Source organism: Pantoea sp. SGAir0180 (genome assembly GCF_043546245.1).
In genome coordinates this window covers 2,043,963-2,060,752 of sequence record NZ_CP028071.1, presented here as the reverse complement: position 1 = coordinate 2,060,752, position 16,790 = coordinate 2,043,963, and the positions used below count along the sequence as shown (strand labels likewise).

Genomic DNA, 16,790 nt, shown 5'->3' with positions numbered 1-16,790 from the left:
CGCTGGGCGGCGTGCTGTAACGGATCACGGCTTCGCCTGAAGCTGTGCTCTTTAACCCTTCTGCGTCCGTTTTCCGGGGACTGAACCCTCTCTGTACGTTAATGCCTGTGCCACATTTGGCGCGTCGAAAATGTTGGCGCACTGTAGGCTGAGCGCTGTCCTGCTCCCCGCCAGCGTCTGACTGGCCGTCTGGCCGGACACCGGAAGGTTAAGCGTGCGTCCGAAGCAGGCGGCAGCCTGACTGGAGTTCATGGACAGACGAGAGGAGGGCGCAGTGCATAAATCCGGCAGAAGCGGCTGGCAATGCTATCAGCAGGCGCGTCGCCTGATTAACATCTTTACTGACGCTCAGCAGACCGCAAACTTTCGCCACCTATGTCTGCGCAAAACGCGGCAGTGTGGGGTAGTCACCGTTATGAGGGAGTGATGATGCGTATTCGCGGAGCATTGATCCGTGTGATTGGCTGATGCAAACGCGATCGTTTATGAATCTGACCCGGAAGGTGGGTTTACAGAGTAAAAGGCGGTTTAAAACGACGCAACCCAGGCCGCTTTACGTCCGATAGTCGAGTTTCATTATCATTAAACCTGCTCTGCTAACGGGCGCAGAGCAGGTGAGCAATCATCACACAGACAATGATCTTATTGTATTGATCAGCAAAATAAGAGGCGACAATAGCATCCTGATTTCAGGCGTTAAACTTTATCAGAAAACGTGCCTGATGATAGTTAAAACACCTGCAAACAGAGCACATATTCCGGTCAGGATGACAAACCAGTTAATGAATCCACCGCGAAGATGACGCAATGCCGGGATTCGGTAAAATGCATATTGAGGCAGAAAGAAAACAATGAATACGCTGACGGGGACCATAAAATACTTGATGATGTTAATAACATCCAGATTAGCTATGGTGGGTATGATGGTAATAAAAAAGACGACCACGACAGATACAACGCGCATTCCCGTTCCGTTTGAAAAGGCGTCGTTGCATCCGAAGTTATTAAGCGCCATTCCAGTCAGGCTTTCACGCGTGGCAATAAACGTACCCAGGAAGGCTTTCATCGCCGCAAAAAATATAATTATCTGAGAACAGATGGCAAGCCAGGGAGCGTCAAACTTTCTTGCCAGTATTGACAGCGATGTCAGATTCTCAAGGCGCGCTTCCTTAATGTCTGACGGCGTTAAGGAAAAGATACACCCGAGCGAGAAAAAGACGACTGTTGATATGATGACTATCAGTGAAAGAACGAGGATCTGATTTATTTTTTCGAAAGCCTGTTCACCGTGGGTCTGTTTATAATGAGCAACCAGGCTGGAAACGATGGGCGTGAAGCTGAAAGCAAAAATTAATACCGGAAGGTTATTGAAGAGGGATTTTGCAATCTCCGGTATTGACGTTGTATTCGCCTCCGCGGTAAGGAAAGAAGTATTCCAGTGTGGAACTGACATAATGCCAAAAAAAATCAAAGACAGGATGAATGGGAAAACGATTACCCCGACAACTTTTAATATCGTCTCTGTTTTTCCTAAAGAAATAAGCGACATCAGAAAGATTATTCCGAAAACGGTAGCGCCCCTGTTTAAGGGAGGAAACCCCATCTGCGTTTTGAAAAAATCCAAAAATGTATTGCTCATTGTTATGGCATAAACGGCCAAGGATGGGACCATAATGAGAAAGTACGCCACGGTAAGAAATTTTACCGCTTTCCCTCCCAGTAATTCGTTGGTTGTGTCGATAAGATTGCTTTTTGACGTTCTCGTCACCGTTCCTGCCGAGATATACAGTGAAAGCACGCGGTACGTAAAATAAGTAACCGGAAATGCCAGAGCAATAAGTATCATCATTGACCATAAGCCGGCGCTGCCCAGACTCACAGGCCAGAAAAGCGATCCGCTTCCGACGGCACATCCATAAATGGCTAAAATCCACATTATATCTGTTTTAACGGTGTTCCCGGTTATTTTTGGCGTAAGGGTACTGGAAGACATGGTAATCTCCATTTCACGAGGGGATGTTATGTTTATTTAAATTATTTTATTCAATGCGGAATCAAGATCGTTAATAAGTAACTGACAGTCTTCCAGGCCTACAGACAGCCTGATAATAGAGGCGGTGCTGTCGTGATAACGCCGGGAAGACAGACTTTCAGGCGAGTAATAGGCAATCAGGCTTTTAGTGCCACCATAGCTGGCTCCAATTCTGAACCGGGTCAGGCTGTCAAAGAAGCGTTCGAGGCGACTTTCATCTTTTAACGTTAAAGAAAAAACAGTTCCATATCCATCAAAGTATTTCTTATAGAGACGATTGTCTTCGGAAGATGCCAGTCCGGGATGAAACACAGCGGCCACGGCAGGATGCTTCTCAAGCCAGTGAGAAATAATCTCAGCCGAAGAGGACTGTTTCTCCTGGCGTAATGAATACGTTTCAAGCCCTCTTATCGCCAGGAAACAGTCGTCGGGGCTGACATACATGCCCATAATATCCTGCAACTTTCTGAGACGGGCATGGTGTTCATTATCAACAGTGCTGATGCTGCCCAGCAGAATGTCAGAATGGCCATTCATCATTTTCGACACCGCCTCGACGACATAATCCACGCCAAATCTGAATGGTCTGGACAGCAGCGGACCTCCCCACGAATTATCGACAACCGTGAGAATATTATGTCGACGCGCTAGCATGGCAATTTGTTCAATATCCTGTATTTCCATTGTCAGTGAACAGGGTGACTCAATTAAGATCAGCCGGGTGTTGTCACATAGTGCATTCTGTATAAAAGCAGTATCTCGCGGTGGGCAGAATGTTACTTCAACGTTTAGCTGTGCTAAATAATCTGTTAGAAAGTCACGTAACGGCCCGTAGCAGGAATCAGGCGCAATAATATGGTCTCCGCCCTTCAATGTTGACATTAATACCAGCACCAGAGCGGCCTGGCCTGAAGGAAGTACAACGGTATTTCGGCTGCCTTCCAGACCGGAAATTAACTTTTCCACTTCGCGGTGGGTGGGTGAGCCCGTAATGCCGTAACTGAATCCATCCGGCTGCCTTTTCTTTCTTTCTTCGAAACTTTGAAAATCCTCGAAAACAATTGTTGAACCTCTGTAAACCGGCGTCGCCAGAGATTTAAATGAATGTTTATCATTGTTCGTTTTCACGGCTTTTCCTCTTGTGTTTATACGCTGCCCCCACTATTGCGCTTAAAAAAGCGTAATTCTATACTGGAAGCTAATGACTTCATAAGTACAGGTAATGGGAAGTGTACAGAGAAATTGAAACCTTCAGAGCAGTTATGCTTACAGGAAGCGCAACAAAAGCAGCTGAAATGATTGGTGTTTCTCAGTCTGCCGTCAGCCAGAAATTAAAAATTTTTGAAAACGAATGCGGGCTTGTGTTGTTCAGGCGAGAAAGGGGCAGGTTAGAAGCCACGGAAAATGCTCACCTGCTTATGAAAGAGGTTGAAAAACATTTTCGCGGTATAGAACTGATTGAACACAAAGTGAAATCTCTCAAAAATCGCATTGATACAACCATCCATCTTGCGGCTCACCCGGTGTTCGGGCAAAAAGTGATTCCGAAAGTGATTGCTGACTTTGTCAAAGCCTCTGTGACGAAAGTCAAATTTTCTATTAACAGTTCTCGTGATATTTATGAAACCGTAGATTCGGGAGAACTGGATTTTGGTCTGGTAGCAAACGAAATATATGGCAACAGCTGCGTTTTTTACAGTTTCTGCACGGTGCAAGGTGTATTCATTACGCCAAAAAACATGCTCAGCGCCTCAGTAAAATCGGTCAGCCTTACAGAGATAGCCGATCAAAACTTTATCGCCCTTAACTCTGAGGATACGACGAGAATAGCGCTGGAAAAAGAGTGTCGGTTAAAGAAATTAAGCTTAAACATGCTCGTTGAAACGCCATATTGTCATACGGTGTTAGAAATGGTGACGTCTGGGGCCGGTGTGGGTATTGTGCATCCTCTGACCCTGGCAGGGATTAACGCTGAAGCAGTAGATGTATTTACGCTTCGTGAAAATATTACTTTCGGGAGCAATTTGATTTTCAGAAAAGACAAGGTGTTGAAAGCCAGCGCAAAAGACTTGATAAAAAATCTCAGAATTCAGACGGCAAGAGAATTAAGAGAAGTGTCAAAAGTCCATCATGTCGATATCAAGGTAAAGCAATTCAATATTTGACGGTTTAATCTTTCCATTCTGCGTATTTAACTTTCAGATGGCCGTCTGATTTACCTCAACTCCGCCTGTCAGTTCAGTAGACAAGCGACCTGCGTTTTTACTTAAGTTGTCACAGTAAAAATACCTGATGGATGGCTGGCTGAATGCAAACAGGCACCTATCGCAAAGCGGGTAAGTATTAAAAAAACACGCCTGTTCCCTTGCCTCTCTGTGCCTCGGTTTGGTGAGACGGGAGCTTTACCATTCCCCGCTTCGGGTGAGTAAACAAACCGGTTATTTACCATGGTGATCTGAAAGAGGCTGAGAAATCAGACCTCATGATGAAGGTGCCTGGCAGGGTCTGGACGCCATTTCCTGCAACTGTTTCCCCGCGTTACACAGGCAATATTTCATTACTCTCTTTAGCAGCCGGTATCATCAAACTGTCACAGAAAAATTTTTGAATACCTGAGGCGCGTCTTAACACCGCGCCCGCTTTTGTGAACATGTTTCTCATTTCGCTGAGTGCTGTCCGGGCAAACAGCGATTAACTTACTTAAGCTGAGAGGATTCATCATGTCTCTGTCTGTCATTAAAAATGCAGTTAAAACCACAGCGTTGGCCACTGTCGTACTGGCTGGCCTGCAGGTGTCTTCGTTTGCAAAGGATCTGCCTTCTCAAATGACTTTCGGTGCAGTGGCAACCGGCAATGTTTCTCCTAAAAAGCCTGATGTTTCTGTTAATGAACGTGCAGTTAAACTGGCCGCGTGGCATCACCATCTGGAGATTAACCAGGCCTGTGATGATCCTTCGCTGGGTGTGGGTCCGAGTTGCCCGAACGATGGCAACGCATAACGAGTAAAATCGACAGACACCGTTCACAGGTGCGGTGTCTGTGTTTCCTGAACTGACCGGCTACGGGCCAGTCAGCTTTCTGCCCGCAGGGTATCTGAGCTTTTATCCTGCGCCTGAACGTCTTCCGGCCCAATAACAGGACAGCAGACCGCCATACGGGGCAGACAGGGTAAGCGCGTTCACCCTGGTGATGGCAGGAACCGCCTCAACGCGTTTCTCAGCCTGTGAGGAAAAAACGCCAAATGTTCCGGCTGTGGGAAAAGACCAGAACCGGTAAATGTAACGCTATTTAGCAGCGCTGGCCGACAGGATTGAAGTCACCTGCCGCAACCAGAGTGGTGCGACCGTCAGCGACATGAGTGCGTCATTGATCATGACCTACTGGCAGGCCAAAACAGCACGTATCGACGTGACAAAGGCACTTTACCGCTCGGTGGCAGAGCTGGATAACCAGCCGCTGATTGATACGTTTAGCAAGCGGGTAAACAGCGCGACAACAGCGATGCTTACGAGCGCCAGCAACATGACGTTTCCTGACGTCAGTAGCGTCAACCTGACGCTTATCACCGTCATATTTGGCACCGTGCGTAATGTGTTTGAGCAGGACCTTACGCCGTCAAACGCGGACAGGGTGATCCGACAGCTCATCACCATGTGCAATGCCTGTCTGGATACCTTCAGGACGGGGTAACGTTCCTTCTGCGGTAAGTTCCGTTGGCCGGGCGGGGGCTGCGGTAAGCGACTTTCGGCGTGCATCCCGGGCACATTGCTTTTCTGCTGCGGAAAACCAGCTTACCAGCAAAAAAGTGTAAGGTGTCGTGCGCAGAATGGCTGCGTATCGCTGACGTTTATCCTCTGTACGCACGGCGCATTTATTAAACGTCCTGGCTGGCATCAGATACACCTGAGCCCCGCCGTGTGCGACTTGCGCATGCTGTAAACGTACGGCGAAGGTAAGGCCGCGCAAAACATGCCGAACCGCTGCTAACAGGTTGCGTATGGCCAACCAGGCGGAGAACAGGAGTAAGGAGCTGACGCTGATGGTCGGTGACGTCGCTCCGTCATTTGTCCAGGCGCAGGCAGAAAAGATTGGGGGATTTAGCCCGCAAATTTCATATATGCACACCTGATCAGGTAAGGTTCGACTGAATAATATGCCCAGACTGACGACAGGACATTCAGGTCATGCTGACTGTCACCTGAATAGGCTTTTAACAGTTTATCTTTCTTGTCTTTGGACAGTATCACCTCTTCAAGCGTGTCTTTCATCGCTTTCCGGACATCGTCAGGCGCAGCTTTAAAAATCTGGCTTGAAAAAACGGTATCAGACAGCGCTTTCATTTTTTCAGGGTGTCCAAACGCGTCAAAGATGACGGCATCAGAGGCGGCCTGAATTAACGGAATGGACGTGATGTGGCAGTATTCCTGTACTGTTTTAAGGTCTGGCGTCTGAGCCGCGAGAGCATTGCCTGTCATCAATAAGAAAAAATAAATTAATCGTTTCATAACTACCCTAGTGTAAAACCCCTGTTACAGAAACGCGGTCTGCCATAAAGTGAGAACACGACGTCATCGGGATAAAGTGAAAGGGGAAAGGTGCAATCTTTGCCCGTCGGGTATTAAACGCTGAAATATGAAGTATTCAACGCCTCTGCTCAGCGCTAAAAGCCAATCCCTGGTCGCGATCACAAGACGAATATTAAGTGTAATGCTTTTCGCTTTCGTCCTTATGCGGGTTGACGTCAGACGCGTATTCATGCTTTAAAACCACAGAAAAAAGGGGCCCGGACGTGAGCCCCAAATGACTGCATTAACTTGCTATCGTTTATAGAGTGTTACTCACCGGTTAGCCGGTTCGCTTAATGATAATCGGCAAAGTAAATGTAAATTGCAAGTTTTTGATTATGTTGAAATATAATTTATATATTAGTCCGAATATCTCAAGTAATAGTATATTTCGCTGATGATTTTCGTTGTCAAACCATAATGGACCAGTTCTTTATAGAATGTATAAAGCGCCGGGTGACAGACAAATCATAATGCGAAATGGTATCCGCCAGGACCTGGATGCTGATGTAATCCAGGCCTGCGTCAACATAGTTAATCAACGTGCTGTTCGCATCCTCAATAACGCGCTTAATACAGCTGTTTTATTGCCTGCAATATATTGCTGTGCATTCTGATTTGCCTTCGGTGAGCCGATAGCCCTGAGATGGCGGATATACCGCCGGGGCTGGCCGGCGGTATAACCTGTATGTCAGAACTGCGTCCAGTTATTCTCGCTACTCTGGTATGTTCCCGCCAGCGGCTTTAATGTTACTGGTTGCGCGTCAGATCTGCCCGGATGTGGCTTGATATCGGGCTTTCTGAAGTTCCCGTCTGCACCAGGCGTAAACGCGGCGACCAGGCCGTTCAGCGCTTCTGCCTGTTCGGTCAGAGAGCGGGCAGCGGAGGACGCTTCTTCAACCAATGCGGCGTTCTGCTGCGTCACGTCGTCCATCTGATTCACCGCCTGATGCACCTGGCTTATTCCCAGTGACTGCTCCTGCGCTGCAACCGAAATTTCTTCAATCAGATCGGTGACCTGACGGACTGCATCATCCATTCGCGCCATGTTCTCACCAACGTCACTGGCCTGAGACGCTCCGGCCTCTACAAACGCGATGGATGATTCAATCAGCTCTTCGATTTCACGCGCCGAGGCGGAGGATCGCTGTGCAAGATTTCTGACTTCGCCAGCCACGACCGCAACAGAAGTCGGTAATCGTATTCACTGACAGTCTTTTTTGATAAAACATTAACCGGCCCTAAACGTCTGGCCGGCTAATCAGGGTTTTTTTCGACAACATTATTATGACCTTAATGAGTGTAATTATATTTTATTTAATGGCGGTATTTTATTGTCAGTAATGCGGATTTACTGAGGTTCAACAACCTTTTCAATATGATACTGTTTCATATTGAGTACCTGTATCATTTTTCCCCGGTGTTATCCACGACCAGCTCAACCGGTATGGCGACTTTATGTTGACGCAGAAGCCTCACCAGCGACGAATTTCTGCGCTCAAAATCCTGAACGGCCACTGACAGGATCGCCACCCGCTGCGCCAGCGTTGCGCTGGCCTGCTGGAGAGACCGTAATCGATGATTAGCCCCTGCCTGCTCTGGTTCCTCTTTACTTTTCTCCGTACTCACGGTGTCCCGGCCAGCACGAATCTCTGCCAGTTTTTCTTTCATATCCGGATAACGGTTCAGCGTGGCCCGGGAGCGCCCGGCGGCCTCATACAATGCTTTTTCTGTTACCGGCGCGGAAGGATTGGCGGCAATGGCAGCAAGCGCCTGCTCAAAGGCCATCCGGGTTTCATCCCTGCTGATAGCATATCTGCGCCGCAGCGCCACTTCCTGTCGGGGATTACGAGCCATGGTGAACCTCCTGCAGATGGATAATCGCTTTACGCATACGTTCGATTTCCTGGTCCAGCGCAACCCGCTGCAGCGGACTCAGTTTAGGTACCCGCCGCATGGCCTCCGCATCAGCGATGGCAGTCTCCCAGGCGGGCTTATGCTTCGCGGAGATGCAGGAATTGGCGCACCGGTCCGGATGTCGCCCATGCCGGGTCGGCGAGTAAACGCTGGATCATTGCCGTCAGCTGGTGAATGGCAAACGCGTGACGCAGCATGTGGGGGGTACAGGAAACGCCTGACCGTTGTGACGCCCGCCGGAAAACGGCGTGCCACCGCGCCGTTTTCATCGGCCTGCCGGACTCTGACAGCCACAGTTCTGCCGGGCGTTCACGGGCGCTGAGCATGGCAACGGCATTTTCACGATCTTCTGCGATATACCGGAACACCGTGCGAAGCACGTGCACGGGAATACGGATGACGCGAACCTTCCGGCCCTTTGTTCCCCGGTGTAACGTCAGGGGAACCGTCTTTTTCCCCCGCCATTCCACGGCATCGGGATCGGGCAGATCCCCCAGAAGCAGGCTGTTTGCCTCATTAATACGCATCCCCGTTGAAATCAGCAAATTGGCGAAGGCGCGATCCCGCTCCGCTGTTCGCGTACCGCCAAAGGCGGGCCTGAACTGAGCAAGATAAACCCTCAGGGGAAGGTAGCGAACCGGGCTGGCCGGGACTGACTCCATAATCGCTGACCTGACCCGCTGCGTGCCCGGGGCGGCGGTCATGCGACCCGCCCTGATATCGCGATACGTAACGGGGCTTTTGGCTATTTCCCCGGTCATGGCGGCCCATTCATAAAACCGCGTCAGCGCCGCAGCAATATTGTTCCACGTCCGGGCCGAGACGGGGCGTTTCTGGCTGAACCGCCTCTGCGTGTAGTAATGCCGCAGAACACTGCGATCGACCGCACGCCAGGCTATTTGTTGTTGATCGAGCCAGCCCAGAAACCGGGTAAGATGATAGGCATAGGTACGCCAGGTATTACGCCCCGGGCTTGATGGATCAACCAGGGACCGTAAAAAGGCATTCACTTCACGGTCAAATACCCCATCCTCCCCGATGAGAAAGGGCTGGCCGTCAATAATACCCAGCCGCTCTGCCACGCCCGCCAGCTCCGGTGTACGGCTCAGGTCGGTGAAAACCAGCATGATGATCGCCCTCCAGACAGGAAAAACAGATACCACCGCACCGGCGCATATTATCCGGCAGATTTCATCTGGCGGTGTTACCAGCTGCCATAGGGATAGGTTTTCCCTTTGATAAAATCTTTTATGTCCTGGTCATACCCATCGGGAATGCTGTAGTTGAAATCAATCCGCGAAGGGACGTCTTTACAGGCATCCAGTTTATCCCCGGACAGCGTGGTGATTTTTACCGGCTCAACCGGCATATTAGCGGCCGGGCCGCTGTTCTGGAGCCAGATGCGCACTTTGCCTTCAGGTGCCAGACCAAACAATAATGTTTTATACCAGGCGGTATTTCCTCTCCGATCTGTGCCGGTTGGTACCGACATTTTTTCCCGCAGGGCCGGTGAGAAGGTGATGCGCGTCTCGTAGGTCTTTTTATCGATGACCGAATCCCAGCAGAACAGCATCAGCGCTGGCGGGTGACGGACTTTGTTGAACTGGATCCCCACACCATAGGTTGTGTTATTCCAGGAACCTACCACATCGGGATCACTCTGCGTACTGTCCAGCGTACGGAAGGTGGAGACCACCTTTTCGTTGTCGATAATCAGCGCTTTCGTCACCACCGCCGGTAATGCCCTGGGGGTGAAAAACGCAAAACCAACCTCCCCGTAGGGCATTTCACCGGTGTCTTCCGGCGTCTGCGCTTCGCCTGCCCGACAGCCGCCGATCATGACCAGCATCAGCAGGGGAAAAAGGGCTTTCAGCTTCATACCTTTTTCCCGTCCATGCTGTAGACCGAGCGTTTCCACTGCTCATCCGGACGGTTGATAAAGCCAATCAGCGCTGAGGGCGATGCGCCCCCGTGGATGAAGCCGTCCGTATTGACCACGATGGCATTCCAGTTGGCCGAACAGTGAATATACTTCTCAGCAATCACGTCCAGCTCATCCTGACTGAACGCCTGTGCCGTCTGGCCGCTGCGGACAGCTTTCCCCATCGCCAGCGCCTTATCCCGGAGGGGGGTGAGCTCATCCGGAATGACGAGTTCTTTGTCTTTACTCAGAATGGGCTCAAATACCACTCCGGCTTCCTTTGCGGCCTCAAGCATCACCCTAAGCGCCACGCGGGACCAGTCGTTTCTGACGGTCCGCTCCCGCAGGGTCAGCGCCGCAAAGCTGCGCTTCTGCACCTGGCCGTAGCGGTCCGGAGGAAGCCTGTCGTCATGCCAGGTTTCTGCCGAAATGTCATTTGTCCGCAGCAGAGGGGCAAGGCAGGGCGATTTATCCAGCGTCTGCAGCTGCGCCACGGCCTGCCGGTAGGCCTGCGTCTTTTCACCGGGCTGACTGTACGGGACCGTCTCCGTTACCGGACGCGTCAGAAAAAGATGTTCTTTAGTGACCGGCAGGTATCCGCCGCCGATATCGGAATGTGCGCCGGGCAGCGCCAGTTCCGGCCAGGCCGGTTTCACGCTGTTCAGCGCAAAGTTGAACCGACACTCGTTCGCGGCGGTGATATGAAACACCTTCTCTGCCACACCGGGACGCAGGGTGAGCTTCACGTCACCGGTATCCGCGCTGTGCGGGTTCAGGCCGTTAACCGGGGTGCCAATGGCGGCAACGGTATCGAAAATGCCGATGAAGCGGGTTTTACCGGCAGGAGAACCCTTGAAGGTCGTATCCGTCATGGCCTGCCGGATGGCGCTGATAATGGCCGGGTCTTCGGACTGGATGCGGTTGGCAAAATGGCGTGCCGCCGCTGCACCCCGGCTGAAGCCAAAAATATCGAACTGCAGGGCTCTGACGATAAGCTTGCCGTCAGCCTGTTTTTTACCAACAACCTCCAGCACATCCTGAATGCTGTCAGCCAGCATGGAAACCGCTTTATTCGTTTTGGCAACGACACCGGTATCAGAGATACCAAACCCCTGTCCCAGTTTGCTGTCAGGTTTACCTGCTTCCGTACCAATGCCATCAATGTAAATGCCCGTCTGAACATCTGAATCGTTACCGGACAGGGATTTCTTATATAGCGTACTCAGCCAGTGTATATTGGTGTAGTACCCGGTATAACTGATTGCACCGCTGCCCGACACGCCAAGATTTTCCCGGGCGCATTTTGCCAGAATGGACCCGGCTTCCGGGTCATCCAGGTTGTAATGTTCTGCGGTATACGCCTTCAGCATGTTCTGCGTGTTAACAGCATTGTTGCCCGTACCGTCGAAAAACACGCCTATTGTCAGCGTTATTTCCCGCTTCTTTTTCTTCGCCGCCTGCGCGTGCTGTTCCGGTTCTGACTCTGCCCCGGAAACCAAAGGTACCATCCTGGGGTTATCTGGCACGGACACCACGCCCGGCGCAATCAGATAATGGGTCCCGGCCGGGCACCCACAGCGAATGACTGAGCCATCCACGGCGACAGCAACACTGTTTGAGTGACGATGATCACCACTGACAATCACCCCGACCTCGCCACATTTGGGGCAGGGTGACGTTTTGTCACCGATATAGAGTTTCAGCTTCCCCATAACCGACATGCCGGGGCGGGCGGCAATACAAAATGCACCTGTGGACGTTTCGTCCCCGTCAAGTCCAACGTTTTTATCGTGAACAGTACAGCCTCTGTTAACCAGCATCGTATTCAGGCCTCTTCCGCCAGAAACGACTGACACATTGGAACACCCTCACGGCGAACCAGCCACGAATGCCCTGTGGCGTACTGATTATTTCATCACCGTTATCCAGCTGACTGCCAACCAGTGCCACGCCGGTACCGTCAATCGCGCTGGCCTCTCCCGCACCGGTCACGACTTTCGCCGTCCGCCCGTCCGGGTAGGCCACTTCATCCCCGGCACGCGCTACATTCGCGTAGCTTCCGTCGTCCAGCATAAGCTGATGTCCCGTATCCGCCGCCCGGACGATGCCACCGTCACGGGTCAGGCTGCCGTCAGTCGCAATACGGAAGATGGCATTCACCGGGTGTGAACGGCAGAAGACTTTCTGCTCTTCAATCAGCGCACGCGCTTCATCGCTCATCTCAGCCAGTTGCTCAGGACTGAAAGGCGAAACATCCTGACAGGCCAGAACATCCGGGGTTAGTTCGTTGGTATATTGCTGTTCCATATCAATTCCTTCTTATTCCTGCGATAAAAGCGCCAGCAAAAGTTATTCGATGGCAGACATATCCCATGATGAGAGACTGCAGATTTACACAGGAAGAAGGGATAATAATTGGGCATGATCAATGCAACATGAAACGCTGGCTACTTAAACAATATAAGTGAAATTCTACAATTTCACTTTAAAGTAATTATTGACGAAAAAGGTCCCCTAATGACGGGCAGGAAAATCGCTTCGACAATGTCTACAGGCTCCGCTCTGGACATCAGGGCAATGCGGATCTTTGTCGCTGTTGCAGAGGCAGGGAGTTTTGTTGCTGGCGGCAAGGCGATGGGGTTAACGCGCTCTTCTAACCGGGTAAAGCGATAACCCGGTTAGAAGAGCACCTGCAGACAAGGCTTTTTCAACGCACCACGCGGCGGTTATCTCTGACCCCAGAGGGGCATGAATTCTATCACCGCTGCTGCAGATTACTGGAAGACATAGAAGAAGCCGAAGCCAGTATCCGGCATAATTCACCAGTGCCAAAAGGCATTCTGAGACTGACCGTGTCAGAGGGTTATGGCAAAATGGTTATCCTTCCTTTTCTCCAGACGTTTTTACAGAACTCACCAAATATAAACATTGAAGTCAGCCTTAGCGATCGGGTTGTCGATCTGGTGGAAGAAGGATTTGACCTTGCCGTTCGGGTAGGCAGTGCAGCCACAAGCCATATCACCTGCTGACCTCAAAGAACATCGTCGTCTTGTTTATGGTTTAGGAGCGGCTTCAGGCGCATGGACACTCTTTGACGAGGAGCATGGGCAAATAACGCTGAACGGCAGGAACCATGTCAGGTTCGACAGCGGCGATGCCATACGCTTAGCTGCCATAGCCGGATTGGGTATCGGTTATTTACCTTCATTCATGATTGAAAAGGATATTTTAGCAGGGCACCTGGTACAGGTATTGGCTGATACACGAGGCGAGGAGGTTGCTATCCATGCTATTTACCCCACTCGCTTACATCTCTCCCTGAGGGTGCGCATTTTTATTGATGGCCTAAAAAACTTTCTGAGTAACCATAAAAAAAGAAAGATCTCTCGTTGAGAATATATATCTCCATTTCTCGCTCAACGCGGGCATTATAAGCAACGAGGCCTGGTTAAAAAAGCAGCAGTCTATGACAGTTAGATGATTTCTCTACGACACAGTTAAAGAAAGTAACTATCGTGGCGATAACGGTATAGCGTGATATACACGCTTTAACTACAAGGACTTAACATGGCCGTCATTAACACCAATACGCTTTCACTGGTTACGCAGAATAACCTGACCAAATCACAGTCTGCTCTGGGCACGGCAATTGAGCGTCTCTCTTCCGGTCTGCGCATCAACAGCGCTAAAGACGACGCAGCCGGCGAAGCCATCGCTAACCGCTTTACCTCTAACATCAACGGTATGACCGTTGCAGCCCGTAACGCCAACGACGGTATCTCTCTGTCGCAGACGGCTGAAGGCGCACTGACCGAAATCAACAATAACCTGCAACGCGTACGCGACCTGACCGTTCAGGCGCAGAACAGCTCTAACTCAGCGTCTGACATCGACTCAATCCAGGCGGAAGTTAACCAGCGTATGCAGGAAATCGACCGCGTCACCAAACAGACCGACTTCAACGGCATTAAAGTCCTGAACACCGGTTCCGGCAGCACCACCTACAACTTCCAGGTAGGCGCAAAAGACGGTCAGACAATCGGCATTACGCTGAGCGCAAGTGACGGCTTCGACCTGGCGGCAGCGGGGCAGTCTGGCACCACCCAGAATACCGAGACAACCACGGGCCAGACCGTAAACGGCAATGCCCGCAGCACCTCTGCTATCGGCTTCGACGTTCTGAAGGGCGCGGTCACCGGCGGCACTGGCGGGACGGCGTCCAGCAATACGCCGCTGGCCGACATTGATAAAGCGATTAAGGCGGTCGACAACCAGCGCAGCCTGCTGGGTGCGTCTCAGAACCGTTTTGAGTCCACCATCAGCAACCTGAACAACACCGTGACCAACCTGACCGCTGCCCGCAGCCGTATTCAGGATGCGGACTACGCGACGGAAGTGTCAAACATGTCGCGTGCGCAGATCCTGCAGCAGGCGGGGTCCTCTGTATTGGCACAGGCTAACCAAGTGCCGCAGACCATGCTGTCACTGCTTCGCTAACAGACGCCGGTGAGCTGCATTCCGTAATGCAGCTCATCAGCATTCAGCGCCGTGAAGCGTAAGCGCTCTTCCTGCCTGCACACCCTTTGATACAGTTCATAAAACAAGCAAAATCCAATCCATATTTTGTCGCTTCGCGCTTTAACGCATATTCACCGATGACCAGGCCCGGTTTTGGACCCGTAGTAGAGGCAGTAAAGGGTAGGATGCGCAATTCAGTCCGAGCCCGGCAAAATGGGATGTTGTGTTGAGTAGTGGGCACACTCCCCGGAAGCCAACCAGAAAGTGTGCGATAAAACTGAAGGGTGCAGTGGTAATTTTACAGGCGCGAAGAGGCATCCAGCCGGATCTGCAGACGGCTTATGTTTTCGGTTATCTCCGCGGCTCTGTCAGCCAGTTCGCGGATTTCGCTGGCAATAACAGAAAACCCTCGTCCCTGCACGCCGGCTCTGGCGGCCTCAATGCTGGCATTCAGTGAGATGAGTTTGATCTGAGCGGCAATATTGGCATTTTCAGAGACCAAATCAGCGATCTCACTGACAGAGGCTGATGCCTCATCTCTTCGCTGGCGTTCATGTTCAGCCTGAACTTCCTGGTCTTTCAGCGTCTGTATATCGATCAGCGCCCCGACCGCCCGCAAAGGTATACCCTCTTTGTCCCGTCGGGTCTGCCCACGTGCACGGAACCACCGGTAATTGCTGTTTTTGAGTTTAACGCGGTATTCAACGTCATAACCTGTTGCGCCCGAATGGTCGTTAAGGTGTTTGATAAAGGCATCCAGCGTGTGCTGACTGTCGTCGGGATGGAGGCGGGAAGCCCAGCTGTCAATCACATCAGGAAACTCTTCAACGGTTTCGAATCCAAGCAGTTTTCTGAACTGTGGGGACCACCAGAAAACGTTATTCGGATGTAAAGGGTCACCATTGATGATCTGCAGGTCCCAGAGCCCGTCATTCAGCATTTCACGCGACAGGTTGAAGCGGGTCATGACAATGTCATATTCGCTTTCGTGCGCCACGTCCTCACTGATGTTCAGCAACGTACCTGTCAGCCTCTGATTATGGCCGTCAGCGCCGCGCTCACGTTTAACGGCTACCTGAAACCATTCGTAGCTGCCGCCTGCCGTCATAAAACGGCATTTATGGGTCACACCGGAAGCGGCAGAGGGTTTAACGGTTCGTAAAAGCTGTCTGAAATGACTTTTGTCTTCATCATGAACAAGCGAGCAAAGCGCCGAGAGAGTCAGGATATTGTTGCCCCCTTGCGGAAAATTAAACGGCGCGGCAGATGAAATCCAGAGCGGAGTGCTGTCGGTGATGTCTTTCCCCTCACAGACCCACAAGAACTCTGGCAGCAGAGTCAAAAAACTGTCCAGACGATCGGATAACGTCCCGCATGGCGGCACTTCTTCGACGGGCACCTCCTGGCGTGGCGGTAAAATGACTTCTGGCGCGGGCGGGGATTTCCTGAATAATTTGCCTAACATAATTGCTCCCTGTGATTAAAATTAACTACAGACAGGTTATCGGCCATGTTGCAGGATGCATAAGTCAGCTAAGTGATTAAATTTTATACTGTTTAGCCGGGCAGCGTTGTCTGCAGATCATGTAGGGTAATGCCCGAATGGGGCTTTTTTCGCGGGCCGGTCTCTTACAACGCAGAGAAGGGAAACGGGGCAGGCCTTATAATCACAGACCGCCGCCAAAAAATATTCGCGCCTGGCAGACGCAATACAGCCGATAAATCTGACCACAGCAACCGCGATATCTTTGCCAGTCTTTTGCTTTTGCCGTCTTACCCATCATTTACCCCTGGTTATTACAGGCCCACGTGAAGTAGGTTATCCACTCCGCCATCA

The 16,790-nt window shown here is 51.1% G+C and carries 13 protein-coding genes and 2 pseudogenes; 5 read left to right on the top strand and 10 right to left on the bottom strand.

Annotated elements, in window-relative coordinates; genetic code table 11:
* Positions 1–706: 706 nt before the first annotated feature.
* The gene (locus tag C1N58_RS09585) at positions 707–1,993 is read right to left on the bottom strand and encodes an aromatic amino acid transport family protein (RefSeq protein WP_164481830.1); all 1,287 of its coding nucleotides are present in this window, start codon (positions 1,991–1,993) and stop codon (positions 707–709) included.
* 36 nt (positions 1,994–2,029) lie between these two features.
* Entirely contained in the window at positions 2,030–3,160 is a 1,131-nt protein-coding gene (locus C1N58_RS09580; RefSeq protein ID WP_205950059.1) for a trans-sulfuration enzyme family protein, read from the bottom strand.
* A 101-nt stretch (positions 3,161–3,261) separates the two neighbouring features.
* Between C1N58_RS09580 and C1N58_RS09575 the strand changes: the two genes are divergently transcribed.
* From C1N58_RS09575 to C1N58_RS09565, 3 genes are all read left to right on the top strand, one after another.
* The gene (locus tag C1N58_RS09575; RefSeq protein WP_394549584.1) at positions 3,262–4,197 is read left to right on the top strand and encodes a LysR substrate-binding domain-containing protein; all 936 of its coding nucleotides are present in this window, start codon (positions 3,262–3,264) and stop codon (positions 4,195–4,197) included.
* Between the two features lie 555 nt (positions 4,198–4,752).
* The gene (locus C1N58_RS09570) at positions 4,753–5,031 is read left to right on the top strand and encodes a hypothetical protein (protein ID WP_394564831.1); all 279 of its coding nucleotides are present in this window, start codon (positions 4,753–4,755) and stop codon (positions 5,029–5,031) included.
* Positions 5,032–5,386: 355 nt separating this feature from the next.
* On the top strand, positions 5,387–5,722 hold the full coding sequence (locus C1N58_RS09565) for a hypothetical protein (protein ID WP_052133161.1): 336 nt from the start codon (positions 5,387–5,389) through the stop codon (positions 5,720–5,722).
* 407 nt (positions 5,723–6,129) lie between these two features.
* Here C1N58_RS09565 and C1N58_RS09560 read toward each other — a convergent pair whose 3' ends face one another.
* The 7 genes and pseudogenes from C1N58_RS09560 to C1N58_RS09530 all read right to left on the bottom strand — a co-directional run bounded on the left by C1N58_RS09560 (position 6,130) and on the right by C1N58_RS09530 (position 12,742).
* Positions 6,130–6,537, bottom strand: a complete 408-nt coding sequence (locus tag C1N58_RS09560; RefSeq protein WP_033737925.1) for a hypothetical protein — start codon at positions 6,535–6,537, stop codon at positions 6,130–6,132.
* A gap of 751 nt (positions 6,538–7,288) precedes the next feature.
* A pseudogene (locus C1N58_RS09555) lies at positions 7,289–7,780 on the bottom strand (methyl-accepting chemotaxis protein); the annotation flags it as partial.
* A 224-nt stretch (positions 7,781–8,004) separates the two neighbouring features.
* Positions 8,005–8,454, bottom strand: a complete 450-nt coding sequence (locus C1N58_RS09550; protein ID WP_185199862.1) for a hypothetical protein — start codon at positions 8,452–8,454, stop codon at positions 8,005–8,007.
* Between the two features lie 137 nt (positions 8,455–8,591).
* Positions 8,592–9,641 carry a tyrosine-type recombinase/integrase gene (locus tag C1N58_RS09545; RefSeq protein ID WP_394549582.1) on the bottom strand — a complete coding sequence of 350 codons (1,050 nt, stop codon included), beginning with the start codon at positions 9,639–9,641 and terminating at the stop codon, positions 8,592–8,594.
* Positions 9,642–9,718: 77 nt separating this feature from the next.
* Entirely contained in the window at positions 9,719–10,393 is a 675-nt protein-coding gene (locus tag C1N58_RS09540; protein ID WP_185199864.1) for a DUF2931 family protein, read from the bottom strand.
* Positions 10,390–12,255: a PAAR domain-containing protein gene (locus tag C1N58_RS09535; protein WP_394564830.1), complete on the bottom strand. Its 1,866-nt coding sequence runs from the start codon at positions 12,253–12,255 to the stop codon at positions 10,390–10,392. The genes C1N58_RS09540 and C1N58_RS09535 overlap by 4 nt, the downstream gene beginning before the upstream one ends.
* On the bottom strand, positions 12,245–12,742 hold the full coding sequence (locus C1N58_RS09530) for a PAAR domain-containing protein (RefSeq protein ID WP_394515094.1): 498 nt from the start codon (positions 12,740–12,742) through the stop codon (positions 12,245–12,247). Before C1N58_RS09530 ends, C1N58_RS09535 begins: the two co-directional genes overlap by 11 nt.
* A 362-nt stretch (positions 12,743–13,104) precedes the next feature.
* Here C1N58_RS09530 and C1N58_RS09525 point away from each other — a divergent pair.
* Both C1N58_RS09525 and C1N58_RS09520 read left to right on the top strand, forming a co-directional pair.
* Positions 13,105–13,828 (top strand): annotated as a pseudogene (locus C1N58_RS09525) (LysR family transcriptional regulator).
* Positions 13,829–14,002: 174 nt separating this feature from the next.
* Entirely contained in the window at positions 14,003–14,932 is a 930-nt protein-coding gene (locus tag C1N58_RS09520) for a flagellin N-terminal helical domain-containing protein (RefSeq protein WP_039340776.1), read from the top strand.
* A gap of 319 nt (positions 14,933–15,251) precedes the next feature.
* Here the strand turns inward: C1N58_RS09520 and C1N58_RS09515 are convergent, their stop codons facing one another.
* The gene (locus tag C1N58_RS09515; RefSeq protein WP_394564829.1) at positions 15,252–16,418 is read right to left on the bottom strand and encodes a methyl-accepting chemotaxis protein; all 1,167 of its coding nucleotides are present in this window, start codon (positions 16,416–16,418) and stop codon (positions 15,252–15,254) included.
* Between the last annotated feature and the right edge of the window lie 372 nt (positions 16,419–16,790).